Source organism: Amycolatopsis sp. lyj-108 (assembly GCF_046549005.1).
In the GTDB taxonomy this organism is placed as follows: domain Bacteria; phylum Actinomycetota; class Actinomycetes; order Mycobacteriales; family Pseudonocardiaceae; genus Amycolatopsis.
Genome location: NZ_JAJPWQ010000008.1, coordinates 89,066 through 102,800, shown reverse-complemented (window position 1 = coordinate 102,800; position 13,735 = coordinate 89,066). Strand labels below are relative to the sequence as shown.

The following is a 13,735-nucleotide window of genomic DNA, read 5'->3' as shown; positions in this document are numbered from 1 at the left end:
GGACCAGAACCCTTGCGCTGCTTACCGAATCATGACGTCGGCGAAGTTCTTACCGAGTTCTGACGATGCCTTTCCCCGGGCGGCCTGGCGGCTGGAACAGGGTTAGGGTGCCCGGCCGTCACGGCTTCGCGATCAGCCTGGCCACGAACGCTCCGGCGACAGCGACCAGCGCGGCCCCGCCGATCCATGGCCACAACGGAACGGAGTCGTCCGTCGCCGGGCGGGCGGCCGCGGTGTCGGTGCGCACCACCGGATCGGCGGCGGCCGTGCCGGAGCCTGCCGCGGTGAGCGTGAACGGGACCGAACCCGATACGGGATGGCCGTCCGCGGACACCACGCGGTACTTCACCGTGTAGACGCCCGCGGCTCCCAGCGGCCGCAGGGGCGCGGACAGCTTCTCCCCGGTGACCACCGGCGCCCCGCCTTCCCAATGCGACGAACCGTCCGGGCCGAGTACGGCCAATTCGGTGAATCCGCGGTCGAGCGGCTCGTTGAAAACCAGAGTGACAACGGAAGGAGCGGAGGCGATCGAGGAGTCCTTCGCCGGATCGCTGGAGACGAGCACGCTGTGCGCTATGGCGGGCTGGGCGCCGGCCAGCGCGGTGAACGCCAGCACCAGGACGGCCACAAAGGCGCCGCGCGGGGAAAGCGACATGGTTCTCCCTCAAGAATGCGTCGGACGACGGGGAATGGGAGCCATCGTCGGCGACGAAAGGATCGGACGCGTTGCGGCGGCGGGAGTTCGCGCTACAACCGTGTTAACGAAAACTCACCGGCTTTCGGGAAAGAACGACGGCGCATCCCGGTGCTTCACTCGAATGGTCGTGTCGAGCGGGCATTCGGCGGCAGAACTCACAGCCGTCCGGCGGCACGGAGCCCGCTTCCTTTACCTGGCCTTCATGTGACGATCATGCCGGGTAACGCGGCGACTGGTTTCCTTCTGGCCCATCGAACCTGCTCTTTTCCCGGTCAATTTCCCGTAGGGGAGGACGTATTCGTGGCCTTACGAGGAATCGCCCCGCGCCGTGATCAGCTGATCGCGGCGAGCCTCACCGGCGCCGTCGTGATCGTGGTCGGGTACGCCTCGGGTCTCGGGCTGAAACCCGGGACGGCGGCTGCGGAAAACCCGCCGGTGTTCGCCCAGCCCGCGCCGCCGGCGAGCACGCCTTTGCCCGGCGGCGAACCGCCCGCCCCCGCCCCTGTTCCTTCCCTGCCGGCGGTTCCGGTCACCGGCGTCCCCGCCCCGGTGGCCCCGCCGGAGCCGACCGTACCCGGTGGCGGTGTCGAGGTCAGCCCTTCGGTGCCGCCACCGGACCCCGTGCCGTCGCATCCGCATCCCGGCCCGCCGTCGGCGACGCCACCGCCGCCCGGCACCGAGCTTCCGGCCTGTCAACCCGGTGTGGCGCAACAGCTTCTGGACACCGTCGGCGCGCTTCCGTTGCTCGGCGGGGTCACCGGCGGCCTCGGGGTGACGGGGCCGGACGGCCTCGGTGCGACGCTGCTCGGATACTGCCGCGCGCCCGACGGGACGGTCGTCCTCGAAACGGTTCCCGTCCCGCCCGTGGTCCGGTGAGCCGTGGTCAAGACCTGGTACGTACTCGCGCGCTGCGTGGACTACTTCGGCATGACCCTGTTCGCGGGCGGCCTGTTCTTCTTCGCGTTCCTGTGGCCGCCCGGCGCCGAACACAGCCGTGCGCGCAAGGTCGTCGGCATCGGCTGGCTGCTCGGTCTCGCCGGCACGGTGGCCGGGCTCGGCCTGCAAGGTGCCTGGGCGGCGCAACGCCCGGCCGCCGACCTCTTCGACTGGGACCTGCTCGGGCAAGTGCTCGATACACAGTTCGGCCGCGTCTGGTTCGCGAAGGCGTTGCTGTGGCTCCTTGCCGGGGTCGTCCTCGCGGATCTGTTGCAGCGAGGGCGGAGCGCGGCGAAATCGACTGCGTGGCGGGTCGGCGCGGGTGTGGTGACGCTGGGGTTGCTGCGCACGACGGGATTGACCGGGCACGCGGTCGAGAGCGGCAGGCCGCTGCTCACCCAGGTCGCGGATCTCGTGCATCTGGCTGGGATCTGCGCGTGGATCGGCGGGCTCGCGGTGCTGCTGTTCGGGGTGCTGTCCCGGCGTGATCCCGGAGAACTCGCCGCCGTCGTACCGCGTTATTCCCGGCTGGCGATGCTCTCCGTACTCGCGGTGGTCGTGGCCGGTGTCGTACTCGCGTGGCAGACGGTCGGCAGCTGGGATCGACTGTCCACAACGGACTACGGTCGCACACTGCTGGTGAAGCTGCTCGTTCTCGCCTTCGTCCTCGTTATCGCGCAGGGCAGCAAGAGCTGGGTGTCGCGGCGACTGGACTTCGCCGTCGTCCTGCGCGGCGACGCCGCCACTGTCCGCCCCTTCGTCTATTCCGTCGCCGCCGAGACCGCGCTCGTCATCGTGGTCCTTCTCGCGGCGAGCCTCCTCGTCACGGCCAGCCCCGGCCGGTGACCGCCCTACAGAAAGGAGTGTCCTTCATGGACAACCCAGAGCTCAAGAACCCCGCCGCCGAGGCGCCGCCGTCGGTGTCCACGCGGCGGACCTGGCCGGTGGCGGTGGCGATCCTCGCCCTGGGTGTCGCGCTGTTCAGCCTCGCCACCCTGCGGGGCGGGCAGCAGGCGGACACCGGTCAGACCGCCGCCGTCGACCTTGCCGCGCTGTCCAAGCAGGGGCCGCTGGCGGTTCCGCTGTACCAGGGACTTTCCCAGGAACAGGCGGCGGAGCCGAAGGCGGCCAAGACCGTCGAGATGATGGGGTACAAGTACAGCCCCGCGAGCCTTTCCGTCGCCGTCGGCGACACGGTGACGTGGACCAACCACGACACCGCGCCGCACAACGTCGTCATCACCGACGGCCCGGAGAAGTTCACGTCGCCGACGTTGCAGCAGGGGCAGACCTTCAGCCACACCTTCACCAAGGCGGGGGACTACTCCTACTACTGCTCGGTGCATCCGGACATGAAGGCCTCGGTCAAGGTGGAGGGCGCGGGCACTCCGCCGACGACACCGACGAGCGCGCCGCCGACCTCGACGAGCAGCAAGCCGCCGACGTCCTCGTCGCATTCGATGCCGACTACCAGCCCCGGCGGGGGATCCTGCGTGCCGAAGGGAATGCTCCAGCCGATCATCGACCACGTGAAGGCGGCGCATCTGCAAACCTCGCCTGGACAGCAAGTGCAGGACATCCTCAACCTGGACCAGTACATCAAAACGCATACGGTGTGGCTGGAAACCGTCCTCGCCCCGGTGCTGGACGGGTCGGCCGACAAGGTCGTCGCCGACACGCTCGCGCCGATCGTCGCGCACGTCAAATCCGCGCATCTGGAGACGTCGCTCGGCCAGCAGGTCACCGATCTGCTGAACCTCGACCAGTACATCAAGACGCATACGGTGTGGCTCGAAACCGTGCTCACGCCGCTGCTGAACCAGGCGAGCTGCTAGTGGCGGGCCCGGCCGGTAAGCGGCCGGCCGGGCCCTTCGCCAGTATCCACGTTCCCCAGCACGGAGACGAGCGATGTCCGACACCGAACTCCTGCCCGCCCCGGCCGCGGCCGGTCACACGCTGCGCCCGGACCGCTGCGTCCTCGAACCGTCGTTCAGATTCCTGCGCTTCCCGTTGGCCCGTGGGAGGTTCACCGCGACCGCGGGCTATCTGGGGGACCTTGGGCTCTTCGTCGAACTGGACGTCCCTTCGCTGCGCACCTATCCGTGGCCGTTGCGGTACTTCATCCTGAGGCGCCGCACGACCCGTGTGCTCACGTTCACTTCCGACGAACTCGTCGTCGACGAGAACCGGGTGCGGATCGAAGGCCGGCTCGGAAACCGCGGACTCGTGCTCGACGGATCGCTACGCCATGTCGACGAAGAACGGATCATCTTGTGGGCCAAAGGAATCCTGCCCCGGCCACGGCGCGCGCCCTGGTACGTCCGCCGGATCCACGTCGAGATCGCGATCGAGTTCGTCCGATGAAGCGGGTCACCGGTGTCGTGCTGGCGGCGCTCTTCCTGATCCTGCGAGCCATGCCGGCGGAAGCGGCCACACAGCAGGTGATGATGCAGGATTACGCTTACGGTCCGGCCGCACTGACCGTCCGGGTCGGGGACACGGTCACCTGGATGCAGCACGATCAGGCGCCCCACGACGTCGTCACGACGAGCGCTCCCGTCGCGTTCCGCAGTCCGCAGCTTTCGGCGGGGCAGAGGTGGAGCCACACCTTCACCAAGCCCGGAACGTATTCGTACTACTGCTCGGTGCATCCGGACATGCGCGCGACGGTGACCGTGCTCGCCGCGGAGACGCCATCGAAGCAGCCGGCTCCCGCGCCCGCGAAACCGGCCACGACCCGTCCGACGATGTCGGCGAGTCCGACAGTGAGCACACCGACGGTGAGCAGTGTGTCCGCGGCTCCGGTGGCTCCCGCGCCTTCGTCCTCGGCTGAGAACGCCCCGCCCGTCGCCCAGCAGGCGGTGGCTTCGGAGCCGTCGCTCGACCCGATGCTGCTGATCGCCGGGATCGTCACGGCGGTGGCGGTGCTGTGCCTGCTCCTGGTCGGGTCGAGGCCGGCGGGGTGAGTCTTACCGAGTTCTGACGGACGGCGTCACCGGGCCGTCGGCGGCCGAAAACGCGGTTATGGTGCCGGTGATGTCCACAGTCACCGCCCCTTCCCGCACCGGCCGCCGGGCCGATCTGATCGCCGTCGGGCTGGCGATGCTCGTGGTCGCCGCCGCGATCGCGGTCGGCCTCCACTACAACCGTCCCGGTTCCGGGGTGGTGATCTACGCCTTCGCGCCGCCGCTGTTCGGGCTGTGGCTGCCGCATGTGGGGCCGGGTTCGGTGGCCGCGGTCGTGCTCGCGCTCCTGGTCGTCACCAAAGGTCCCTTGCTCTCCGCGCGGCTGCGCTGGCGTCCGCTGCTCGCGCTCGGCTACGTGACCGCGCTGCTGTGGACGTTCTCGCTGGCGATGATCGACGGCTGGGCGCGGGGGTTCACCGGCAGGCTCACCACGGAACACGAGTACCTGCACGAGGTTCCCGGGATCACCGACATCCCGAAGATGCTGAACGAGTTCTCCTCGCGCATCCTCGATTTCCAGCCGGATTCCTGGACGACGCACGTCTCCGGACATCCGCCGGGCGCGACGCTGGTCTTCGTCTGGCTCGACCGGCTCGGCCTGCACGGCGGGGCCTGGGCGTCGACGCTGGTCGTGCTGATCGGCTGCCTGGCCGTGGTCGCCGTGCCGGTGACGCTCTCCGCGCTGGGCAGGCAGGACGCCGCGAGGACGGTCCTGCCGTTCGCCGTCCTGACCCCGGGCGCGATCTGGATCGGCGTGTCCGCCGACGGTCTCTTCGCGGGTGTCACCGCGACCGGCATCGCGCTGCTGGCGCTCGCCACCCGGCGGCGGATCCTCGCGCTCCCCGGCGGTCTGCTGCTCGGGTTCGGCCTCTTTCTCTCCTACGGCCTCGTGCTGCTGGGCGTGATCGTGCTCGCTGTCGTCGTGCTGACCCGCCAGTGGCGGATCCTGCTGCTCGCCACGGCAGGCGTGGCCGTGGTCGTCGTGGCGTTCGCGCTGGCCGGGTTCTGGTGGCTCGACGGCTATCACCTGGTGGTCGAGCGCTACTACCAGGGGATCGCGACACTGCGCCCGTACTCCTACTGGGTGTGGGCCGATATCGCGGCCGTGCTGATCGCGATCGGCCCGGCCGTGATCGCCGGGACACGGCGGGCGGGCACGGAGTTCCTCGCCGAGCCGAAACGGTCGTTCCGCGAGCCGGTCACCCTGATCGTCCTGGCCGCGGTGCTGACGATCGCTTTCGCCGACCTGTCCGGCCTGTCGAAGGCGGAGGTCGAACGCATCTGGCTACCGTTCGAGGTGTGGCTGCTGCCCGCGGTGGCGCTGCTGCCGCCGAAGGGACGGCGGTGGTGGCTCGCCGCGTCGGCGGCGACGGCGCTGGTGGTCAACCATCTGGTGCTGACGAGCTGGTGAGGTGGGCTGCATGACAGAGCAGGGCCGCGTACTCGTGGTCGACGACGACGAGACCGTGCGGGACGTCGTCCGGCGGTACCTGGAGGTCGCGGGCTTCGACGTCGACGTCGCCGGTGACGGCACGGAGGGGTTGCGGCTGTTCTCCGCGACCGGGCCCGATCTCGTGGTCCTCGACGTCATGATGCCCGGCCTCAACGGACTCGAGGTGTGCCGCCGCCTGCGGCAGGTGAGCCAGGTGCCGGTCGTGATGCTGACGGCGCTCGGCGAGGAGGAGAACCGCATCGCCGGGCTCCAGCTCGGCGCCGACGACTACGTCACGAAACCGTTCAGCCCCAAGGAACTCGCGTTGCGCGTGGCCTCGGTCCTGCGGCGGGCGCGGATGCCGAGGCCCGAACCGGCGGCACGTGTGATCACCGACGGCGACCTCGCGTTGCAGATGAGCGCCCGGCAGGCGGCCATCGGTGGCGTGGAACTTCCTTTGACGAGCCGGGAATTCGACCTGCTCGCGTTCTTTCTCACCCATCCCGGTGTGGCGTTCTCCCGCGCCGATCTCCTGGAGAAGGTCTGGGGCTGGGACTTCGGCGATCAGTCCACAGTGACCGTCCACGTGAGACGGTTGCGCGAGAAGATCGAGAAGAATCCCGCGAAACCCGTCCGCGTCGCCACCGTATGGGGCGTCGGCTACCGGTACGACCCGGTGCGGCGATGATCGGCTCCGGTGAGTCGTTCGGCGAGATGCTGGCGCACGCCTGGCATATCCTGCCGTTCGCGCTGATGTTCGCGGTGCCGGTGGTGCTGCTCGGCGTTTTGGCGCTGTACCTGCTCAGGCGCGGTTCGCTGGCCAGCACGATGACGATCCTCGTGCTGATCCCGGTACTCGCGACACTGATCGCGGTCCTCGGGATCAGCGGGTTCATGTTCACCCCCGCGCTGACCACGATGACGCTGGTCTGCCTGCTGGTCGCGCTGGTGACCGTGCCCGCGGCGCTCGTGCTCGGCCGCGCGATCGCGCGCCGCAGCGTGTGGGAACGGGAAGCGCGGGAACGCGAGCGCGCGGCCGAGGCGTCGCGTCGTGAACTGGTCGCGTGGATCAGCCACGATCTGCGGAGCCCGCTGGCCGGGATCCAGGCGATGGCCGAGGCGGTCGCGGACGGAGTCGTCGCCGAACCGGTCGAGATCACCGGCTACGCGCGGCGGATCAGCGGCGAGACCACGCGGCTGTCCGGCATGGTCGGTGACCTGTTCGAACTGTCGCGGATCACCGCCGGCGCGCTGCGGCTGACCATGGCCGCCGTTCCGCTGCGCGACGTCGTGAGCGACGCCGTCGCCGCGCAGGTGCCGCTCGCCGAGCAGAAACGCGTGCGGATGATCGAATACGCCGACGTGTGGCCGGTGGTCTCCGGCAGCGACCCGGAACTGGCGCGGATCGTGCGGAACCTCGTGTCCAACGCAGTGCGGCACACCCCGCCGGACGGAACGGTCGCGGTCCAGATCGGCATCGAAGGCGGCGAGGCACTGCTGGCGGTCTCCGACGGTTGCGGCGGGATCCCCGACGACGAGATCGGCCGGGTCTTCGACGTCGCGTTCCGCGGGACGACGGCGCGCACCCCCGAACGCGGCGGGCTCGCGAGCGGTGGCGGACTCGGGCTGGCGATCGCGAAAGGCCTCGTCGAAGCCCATCGCGGCCGCATCGGCGTCCGCAACCACGGTCCCGGCTGCCGGTTCGAAGTCCGGCTGCCGCTGTCCATGCCCTGACCGTGTCAGCAGCGTGTCACCGCGGTGTCAGCGCGGACGGCGATCGTTGCCGCCATGACGACTTCAGCGAGCACATTCTTCCGGCGGGCGGGGATCACCGCGGTGGCGGCCGCGCTACTGGCCGGGGCCATCCCGGGAGTGGCCGCCGCGGACACTGGACGGGATCGCCCGGATCTGCGGGCGATGGTCCAGGAGATCGCCGCCTCCGGTTTCGCCGGGGCGCAGCTACGGGTGCACGACGCGCGAGGTGACTGGACCGGCAGCGCGGGGGTGCGCGAGCTGGGTTCGGCCGCCAAGCCGCCGACGAACGGGCGGTTCCGGATCGGCAGCAACACCAAGACCTTCGTGTCCACCGTCGTCCTGCAGCTGGTGGGGGAGGGCAAGGTGGGCCTGGACGCGCCGGTGGCGGGCTACCTGCCCGAGTTCGGCCTCGACCGGCGGATCACGGTGCGGATGCTGTTGCAGCACACCAGCGGTCTGGTGGACTACACCGGCGCGATCCGGCCGGACGGCACCGTCGTACCGGGAATCCCCTTGATGGGCAAGGAGTTCCTGGACAACCGCTATCACACGTACCGGCCGGAGGAGCTGGTGCGGTTCGGGCTGTCCAAGACGCCGCTGTTCGAGCCGGGAACGGACTGGACCTACACGAACATCAACTACGTCCTGGCCGGACTGGTGATCGAGAAGGTCGCCGGCCGCCCCTACGGCGACGAACTCCAGCGTCGGATCCTGCGGCCGCTCGGACTGCGGGACACCGTCGTACCGGGCACGTGGCCAGGGATCCCCGGGCCGCACGCGCACGGCTACTACCGCTACGAGGAGAAGCCCGGGCAGTGGAAGACGGTCGACATCACGAACCAGAACCCCTCTTGGGCGTCCAGCGCCGGTGAACTGATCTCGACCACCAAGGACCTCCACACGTTCTTTTCCGCGCTGCTGGGCGGAAAGCTGCTGCCCGCCCCGTTGCTGGCCGAGATGCGCAAACCGCACCCCAAGGGCGGCTACGGCCTCGGGTTGTACGTCCAGGAAGCGAGCTGCGGCACCGTCCTCAAGGGGATGGGCGGTTTCCACGGCTACGGGACGCTGATGGCCAGCACCCCGGATGGCAGCAGGACCTTCGAACTGTCCATGACTTACGGGGACTCCGAGGCCGACCTGGGGCAGGCCTACTACAAGGCGGACCAGCTGCTCACCGACAAGGTGCTCTGCGGCAAGTAGCTCAGAGTCGCAGGAAACCCATGTCCGGGAAGTGGGCCGGCGCGATGATCGCGCCGGTCTCTTCGGCTTCGGCGAGGAAACGCTGCCGCGTGCGGAGCGCGAGATCCGGGTCGACGTCGCCGAGGAAGCTCACCCGCGTGTCCGTCAGCTGGGCGGGCGTGTGCAGGACGTCGCCGAGCAACAGCAGGCGCTCGTCGTCCGCGGTGATGTCGAGGACGTAGTGGCCGGGCGTGTGACCGGGGGCGTGCCGCGCCACGATCCCTGGCGCGATCTCGACGTCGTCGCCGCTGATCGCCTCGGTCAGCCCCGCGGCGCGGGCGGTCTCCATGCCGACACGGCTCCATTCGCCCGTCCCGGTGGGCGCGATGAGGGCGTCCCAGTCCAGTTGCCCGAAGACGACCTGAGCGCCAGGGAAGGTCAGGTCGCCCTCGGGGGCGATCCAGCCGATGTGGTCGTTGTGCAGGTGGGTGAGGAAGACGGTGTCGATCTCGTCGATGGGGCAGCCCGCCTTGTCCAGCGCGGCCGCGAGGTCGCCGCCCGTGCCCATCGGCGGCGTGGGGTCGCCCTTGGCGGGCGTCATCCCCGGCGGGAAGGCGAATTCGCGCGGGCCGAGGCCGGTGTCGACGAGGATCGTGCGGCCGTTGCCGCGGATCAGGTACGCGCCGGTCGGGACGTGCACGGTGCCGTCCTCGTCGAAGACGTCCGGGTGGGCTTCGGGGTCGAGACCCGGGAAGAACGCGAGCGGCAACCTGATCAGGCCGTCCCCGAGCGCTTCGATCTCGATGTCTCCGACGGTGATGCCCACCAAAACCCCCAAAAAGTCGATTTCCGTTGCCGGGAACGACAACCCGGTGGGGGCCGGGTCTGTTCCCGGTTTCAGAGACCGACCGGTTCCCGCAGCTCAGCGGTGGCGAAACCGGCGATGCCTTCGGCGAAACCGGTTCGCGCGGTGAAGCCGAGCAGCCGTTCGGCGCGGGCGGGATCGGCGACGACGTGCCGGACGTCGGCGGGACGGGCGCCGCCGGCGACCTTCGGAGCCGGTCCGTCGCAGGCCTTCGCGAGTTCTTCGGCGAGTTCGCCGACGGAGTGCGGTTGCCCGGAACAGATGTTCAGCGGCGTCAGGTCACCTTCGGGGCCGTCCGTGTGTAGCGCCAGGACGTTCGCCCTGGCCACGTCGTGGACGTGCACGAAGTCGCGTTGCTGCGCGCCATCCTCCAGCACGATCGGCGCTTCGCCGCGTAAGAGGGAGGACCGGAACAGCGACGCGACGCCCGCGTACGGGGTGTTCTGCGGCATCCGTGGCCCGTAGACGTTGTGATAGCGCATCGCCCAGACCGTCCCGCCGGTTTGGCGGGCCCACGCCGCCGCCAGATGTTCCTGCGCGAGCTTGGTGGCCGCGTAGGTGCTTCGCGGCCGAAGCGGCGCGTCCTCAGGGACGAGCCGCCACTCGAGTTCCGCGCCGCACGTCGCGCACGTCGGCTCGAAGCGTCCGGCGTCCACATCGGACTGTTTCCGCGGCGACGGCGGGACGATCCCGTGGCTGGCGCATTCGTAGCGGCCTTCGCCGTAGACGACCATCGACGAGGCGAGCGCCAGTTTCCGGACCCCGGCCCGGTGCATCCCCGCCAGCAGCACGGCCGTCCCGTAGTCGTTGTTCAGCGCGTACGACGGCGCGTCGGACGGATCGACGCCGTGCCCGACGACGGCAGCCTGGTGACAGACCGCCTCGACGCCGTCCAGCGATTCGGCGACCAGGTCCGCGTCGGTGACGTCGCCACGCAGGAACCGGTGGCGGCCGGTGTACCCGGGCGGACGCGACGAACCGTGCGCGGTGCGCAGGAGGGTGTCGAGGACGACGACCTCGTGACCTTGATCGGACAGCAGATCGGCGATGTGGGAGCCGATGAACCCGGCCCCGCCGGTTACCAGTGTTCGCACCTTCCCGACGCTAGGGGCGATCCGCGACGGCGGCGCCGGATCCCCGGCTCACGTCAGGGAATCGTCACAACTCGTGGCCCGCGGCACCACGGGAGCGAAGATCAGCCGAAACCGGATACGGTGTGCCTATGGAACGGAGCGCACAACGGCTGGGCCGCGCACTGGTGGTCATCGTGGACGACAGGGTCGCCCACGGCGAACACGAGGACAACACGGGACCGCTGGTCACAGAGCTGCTCGAAGAGGCCGGCTTCATCGTCGACGGTGTCGTGGTGGTCGAGGCCGAGACGGCCGCGATCCGCAACGCGCTCAACACCGCGGTGATCGGCGGCGCCGACCTGGTGATCACCGTCGGCGGCACCGGGGTCTCCCCGCGCGACCGCACGCCGGACGCGACGGCCGGTGTGCTCGACCGCCCGATCCCGGGCATCGGCGAGGCACTGCGTGCCTCCGGTCTCGCCGCCGGCGCGGTGGACGCGGGCATCTCCCGCGGGCTCGTCGGCGTCTCCGGCAGCACGCTGGTGGTCAACCTGGCTGGTTCACGCGCCGCCGTCCGCGACGGCATGGCGACGCTCTCGTCGCTGGTGCCGTACGTGATCGACGAGCTGTCCGGTCTCGAAGAGGCCTAGTTCTTCGGAGCGGGTCCGGGCTCTGTCCCGGGCTCGCCCTTTTTGTCCTGGTGCAACACCCCTTCCACCTTCTCGGTGACGTTGCCGATCTTGTCCTCGAACCGGCCGCCGGTGACCTTGTTCGCCCCGGCAGACGCCGCCGAGACACCCTTGGCCGCGACGTCGCCGGCCTTCTCGGCCAGCGGCCCGGCCTTCTCGCGGACTTCGCCCGCGACCTCTTCCGCTTTGTGGATGGCCTGCGCGACCAGCCCCTTCGCTTTGTCGACAATGCTCATGCGCTGATGGTCCCACCGGGCGGCGTACCCCGCGACCGGTGCGAAAATGGACGTCATGCCAGGTGAAGACGAAGACAAGCGCCCCGCCGCGGCGGCCTCTCGCGCGGAGAAACAGCGCCGGTTCGACGAGATCTTCGGCGACGTCCTGCCGGACACGACCTCCGACGAGCGAGAGCCGGGGCAGCGTTCCCCGGACTCCGACTCGTGGTTCCTGGAGAACCGGCCGCCTCATCACGACCGGTGATCCGGATCAGCTCGCGCGGTTCTGCTGCGCGCGCAGCAGGTCGCGGATCTCGGTGAGCAGTTCGACGTCGGTCGGCTCCGAAGGGCCCGCCTCTTCACCGCGCTTGCGCCGCTCCTGGACGTGCTTGACCGGCAGCACGATCACGAAGTAGACGACGGCGGCCACGATCACGAAGTTGATCGCCGCGTTGATCACGCCGCCGAAGTCCATGAACGTCGAGTCGTTCGCGCTGAGGATGTTGAACCCCAGCCCCTTGGCGGCGTCCGAACCGCCGATGGCGTTGATCAGCGGTTTGATCAGGCCGTTCGTGAAGGCCGTGACGATCGCTGTGAACGCGGCGCCGATGACCACCGCGACCGCCAGGTCGACGACGTTCCCGCGCATCAGGAAGTCCTTGAAGCCCTTGATCAAGACGCTCTCCTCTTCACCTGGGACGGTTCGCCGACCGTCCCTTCTCCATACCGGGGGGACGCAGGCGCCCGCCTCCACAGGGCAGGGCGCGAGCTAGCGGAGGGTAACCGTTATGGACCGTTCCAGCGAAGTGGCCGCGACCCGTGTCGCGATCGCGGCGGGCAGGGAAAGCAGCACCAAAGGTCCCTTGCTCCCGGCATCGGAGGTCTTCGGATCATGGTCGCCCTGCTCGCCGACCGCCGCCACGACAGCCATGCTGGCCAGCACAGACGCCTCCCGCCCGGCTTCGGCGGCCGCGACGACGTCGACCCGCTGACCCGGCCTGAGCAGTTCCGCGACCCCGGCGTCGGCGAGCCTCACCGGGACGGTCGAACTTTCGGGATCACCCGATCCGGGGATGGCCGCGTCCACCAGGCGGACGTCCGTCAGCGGCTCACCCACCCGTGCCGCACCGATGAGCATCCGGCCCTCCGCGGAGTCGGACCGGCCAAGGGCGCCCTGTGGACGGACGTCGTCCGGGAGGTCGACGAGCTTGAGGTCCCCGGCGCGCAGCACCGTCCCGGCCGGGAGGTCACGCGCGGAGACGACGGTCGCGATGCCGGGCGTGCCGCGGGCGGAGGCGGGCAGGAACAGCGTGACCAGGCCACTGAGCAGCAGGGACAGGGCGAGCCAGCGGCGGAGCAGCCGCGCGGGCCTGCCGTGGAGTCTTCGCAGGACGGGCAGATGGTGGAGCACGGGATTCCCCCTCGTCGATCGGTGATGATCTCGACGCTAGGGGCGGTTGCGGTGCCCTGGAAAGAACGAAAACCCCCGGCTGTGGATAACCGGGGGCCTGTGGACAACTCGGGAGGTCAGGAAGCGGCGGCGGCCGTTTTCGTCGTACCCGTGGAGGAGGATGCCGCGCTCTTGGTCTCCGACTTCGACTCGGTCTTCGGCTCCGACTTGGTCTCGCTCTTGGCCGGGGCCGTGGTCGTGTTGGCCTTCGAGTCGCGTGAATCATTGCGGTAGAAACCGCTGCCCTTGAAGACCACACCGACCGAGCTGAAGACCTTGCGAAGCGCGCCCGAGCACTGCGGGCACACGGTCAAGCTCTCGTCGGAGAACGACTGCACGGCCTCGAAAGCGTGGTCGCATTCCTTGCAGGCGTATTGGTAGGTGGGCACTGCTGCTCCTTCGTGCACTGGCACTCAGCCGACAAGAGTGCTAACACAACACGGTACCGGGGCATTCCGGCGCAGGTCAAACAAGGTTT

At 69.5% G+C, this 13,735-nt stretch carries 18 protein-coding genes; 11 read left to right on the top strand and 7 right to left on the bottom strand.

The annotated features are described in order from the left end of the window. Window positions 1-118 precede the first annotated feature (118 nt). Window positions 119-655 (bottom strand): copper resistance protein CopC, encoded by a 537-nt coding sequence (locus tag ACLJO0_RS27405; RefSeq protein ID WP_410581396.1) that lies wholly within the window; start codon window positions 653-655, stop codon window positions 119-121. Window positions 656-997: 342 nt separating this feature from the next. On the opposite strand from ACLJO0_RS27405, the gene ACLJO0_RS27400 reads away from it, so the two are divergent. The 9 genes from ACLJO0_RS27400 (at window position 998) to ACLJO0_RS27360 (ending at window position 8,986) form a co-directional block, all read left to right on the top strand. Next, the gene (locus ACLJO0_RS27400) at window positions 998-1,573 is read left to right on the top strand and encodes a hypothetical protein (protein WP_410581394.1); all 576 of its coding nucleotides are present in this window, start codon (window positions 998-1,000) and stop codon (window positions 1,571-1,573) included. 51 nt (window positions 1,574-1,624) lie between these two features. After that, window positions 1,625-2,479: a copper resistance D family protein gene (locus tag ACLJO0_RS27395; RefSeq protein ID WP_410581801.1), complete on the top strand. Its 855-nt coding sequence runs from the start codon at window positions 1,625-1,627 to the stop codon at window positions 2,477-2,479. Window positions 2,480-2,505: 26 nt separating this feature from the next. Continuing rightward, window positions 2,506-3,468: a plastocyanin/azurin family copper-binding protein gene (locus ACLJO0_RS27390; protein WP_410581392.1), complete on the top strand. Its 963-nt coding sequence runs from the start codon at window positions 2,506-2,508 to the stop codon at window positions 3,466-3,468. Window positions 3,469-3,541: 73 nt separating this feature from the next. Then, window positions 3,542-3,997: a hypothetical protein gene (locus tag ACLJO0_RS27385; protein WP_410581390.1), complete on the top strand. Its 456-nt coding sequence runs from the start codon at window positions 3,542-3,544 to the stop codon at window positions 3,995-3,997. After that, on the top strand, window positions 3,994-4,599 hold the full coding sequence (locus ACLJO0_RS27380; RefSeq protein WP_410581388.1) for a cupredoxin family copper-binding protein: 606 nt from the start codon (window positions 3,994-3,996) through the stop codon (window positions 4,597-4,599). The genes ACLJO0_RS27385 and ACLJO0_RS27380 overlap by 4 nt, the downstream gene beginning before the upstream one ends. Window positions 4,600-4,657: 58 nt before the next feature. Then, complete coding sequence (locus ACLJO0_RS27375; RefSeq protein ID WP_410581386.1) at window positions 4,658-6,010, top strand: hypothetical protein; 1,353 nt, start codon at window positions 4,658-4,660, stop codon at window positions 6,008-6,010. A gap of 10 nt (window positions 6,011-6,020) precedes the next feature. Then, window positions 6,021-6,719 carry a response regulator transcription factor gene (locus tag ACLJO0_RS27370; protein WP_125782353.1) on the top strand — a complete coding sequence of 233 codons (699 nt, stop codon included), beginning with the start codon at window positions 6,021-6,023 and terminating at the stop codon, window positions 6,717-6,719. Then, the gene (locus ACLJO0_RS27365) at window positions 6,716-7,765 is read left to right on the top strand and encodes a sensor histidine kinase (protein ID WP_410581384.1); all 1,050 of its coding nucleotides are present in this window, start codon (window positions 6,716-6,718) and stop codon (window positions 7,763-7,765) included. The genes ACLJO0_RS27370 and ACLJO0_RS27365 overlap by 4 nt, the downstream gene beginning before the upstream one ends. Before the next feature lie 54 nt (window positions 7,766-7,819). After that, window positions 7,820-8,986, top strand: coding sequence for a serine hydrolase domain-containing protein (locus ACLJO0_RS27360; protein ID WP_410581382.1), 1,167 nt, complete (start codon window positions 7,820-7,822; stop codon window positions 8,984-8,986). Window position 8,987: 1 nt separating this feature from the next. Here ACLJO0_RS27360 and ACLJO0_RS27355 read toward each other — a convergent pair whose 3' ends face one another. Both ACLJO0_RS27355 and ACLJO0_RS27350 read right to left on the bottom strand, forming a co-directional pair. After that, window positions 8,988-9,791 carry an MBL fold metallo-hydrolase gene (locus ACLJO0_RS27355; RefSeq protein WP_410581380.1) on the bottom strand — a complete coding sequence of 268 codons (804 nt, stop codon included), beginning with the start codon at window positions 9,789-9,791 and terminating at the stop codon, window positions 8,988-8,990. Between the two features lie 71 nt (window positions 9,792-9,862). Beyond that, the gene (locus tag ACLJO0_RS27350) at window positions 9,863-10,924 is read right to left on the bottom strand and encodes an NAD-dependent epimerase/dehydratase family protein (protein WP_410581378.1); all 1,062 of its coding nucleotides are present in this window, start codon (window positions 10,922-10,924) and stop codon (window positions 9,863-9,865) included. 128 nt (window positions 10,925-11,052) lie between these two features. Here ACLJO0_RS27350 and ACLJO0_RS27345 point away from each other — a divergent pair, with 128 nt between their 5' ends. Then, window positions 11,053-11,553 carry a molybdenum cofactor biosynthesis protein B gene (locus ACLJO0_RS27345; protein ID WP_005155592.1) on the top strand — a complete coding sequence of 167 codons (501 nt, stop codon included), beginning with the start codon at window positions 11,053-11,055 and terminating at the stop codon, window positions 11,551-11,553. Here the strand turns inward: ACLJO0_RS27345 and ACLJO0_RS27340 are convergent. Then, window positions 11,550-11,828: a hypothetical protein gene (locus ACLJO0_RS27340; protein WP_410581377.1), complete on the bottom strand. Its 279-nt coding sequence runs from the start codon at window positions 11,826-11,828 to the stop codon at window positions 11,550-11,552. The genes ACLJO0_RS27345 and ACLJO0_RS27340 overlap by 4 nt on opposite strands. 55 nt (window positions 11,829-11,883) lie before the next feature. Between ACLJO0_RS27340 and ACLJO0_RS27335 the strand changes: the two genes are divergently transcribed. Continuing rightward, window positions 11,884-12,072: a hypothetical protein gene (locus tag ACLJO0_RS27335; protein ID WP_410581375.1), complete on the top strand. Its 189-nt coding sequence runs from the start codon at window positions 11,884-11,886 to the stop codon at window positions 12,070-12,072. Window positions 12,073-12,078: 6 nt separating this feature from the next. Here ACLJO0_RS27335 and mscL read toward each other — a convergent pair whose 3' ends face one another. The 3 genes from mscL to ACLJO0_RS27320 all read right to left on the bottom strand — a co-directional run bounded on the left by mscL (window position 12,079) and on the right by ACLJO0_RS27320 (window position 13,646). Beyond that, window positions 12,079-12,483 carry a large-conductance mechanosensitive channel protein MscL gene (gene mscL / locus ACLJO0_RS27330; protein WP_125791720.1) on the bottom strand — a complete coding sequence of 135 codons (405 nt, stop codon included), beginning with the start codon at window positions 12,481-12,483 and terminating at the stop codon, window positions 12,079-12,081. Between the two features lie 93 nt (window positions 12,484-12,576). Continuing rightward, window positions 12,577-13,218: an SAF domain-containing protein gene (locus ACLJO0_RS27325; protein WP_410581373.1), complete on the bottom strand. Its 642-nt coding sequence runs from the start codon at window positions 13,216-13,218 to the stop codon at window positions 12,577-12,579. 116 nt (window positions 13,219-13,334) lie between these two features. Then, window positions 13,335-13,646 carry an FmdB family zinc ribbon protein gene (locus ACLJO0_RS27320; RefSeq protein ID WP_410581372.1) on the bottom strand — a complete coding sequence of 104 codons (312 nt, stop codon included), beginning with the start codon at window positions 13,644-13,646 and terminating at the stop codon, window positions 13,335-13,337. Window positions 13,647-13,735 lie beyond the last annotated feature (89 nt).

Bases quoted from the DNA above. Each gene is read 5' to 3' on its own strand.
- ACLJO0_RS27405 (WP_410581396.1), bottom strand. From the start codon at position 655: ATGTCGCTTTCCCCGCGCGGCGCCTTTGTGGCCGTCCTGGTGCTGGCG.
- ACLJO0_RS27395 (WP_410581801.1), top strand. From the start codon at position 1,625: ATGACCCTGTTCGCGGGCGGCCTGTTCTTCTTCGCGTTCCTGTGGCCG.
- ACLJO0_RS27390 (WP_410581392.1), top strand. From the start codon at position 2,506: ATGGACAACCCAGAGCTCAAGAACCCCGCCGCCGAGGCGCCGCCGTCG.
- ACLJO0_RS27385 (WP_410581390.1), top strand. From the start codon at position 3,542: ATGTCCGACACCGAACTCCTGCCCGCCCCGGCCGCGGCCGGTCACACG.
- ACLJO0_RS27380 (WP_410581388.1), top strand. From the start codon at position 3,994: ATGAAGCGGGTCACCGGTGTCGTGCTGGCGGCGCTCTTCCTGATCCTG.
- ACLJO0_RS27375 (WP_410581386.1), top strand. From the start codon at position 4,658: ATGGTGCCGGTGATGTCCACAGTCACCGCCCCTTCCCGCACCGGCCGC.
- ACLJO0_RS27370 (WP_125782353.1), top strand. From the start codon at position 6,021: ATGACAGAGCAGGGCCGCGTACTCGTGGTCGACGACGACGAGACCGTG.
- ACLJO0_RS27365 (WP_410581384.1), top strand. From the start codon at position 6,716: ATGATCGGCTCCGGTGAGTCGTTCGGCGAGATGCTGGCGCACGCCTGG.
- ACLJO0_RS27360 (WP_410581382.1), top strand. From the start codon at position 7,820: ATGACGACTTCAGCGAGCACATTCTTCCGGCGGGCGGGGATCACCGCG.
- ACLJO0_RS27345 (WP_005155592.1), top strand. From the start codon at position 11,053: ATGGAACGGAGCGCACAACGGCTGGGCCGCGCACTGGTGGTCATCGTG.
- ACLJO0_RS27340 (WP_410581377.1), bottom strand. From the start codon at position 11,828: ATGAGCATTGTCGACAAAGCGAAGGGGCTGGTCGCGCAGGCCATCCAC.
- ACLJO0_RS27335 (WP_410581375.1), top strand. From the start codon at position 11,884: ATGCCAGGTGAAGACGAAGACAAGCGCCCCGCCGCGGCGGCCTCTCGC.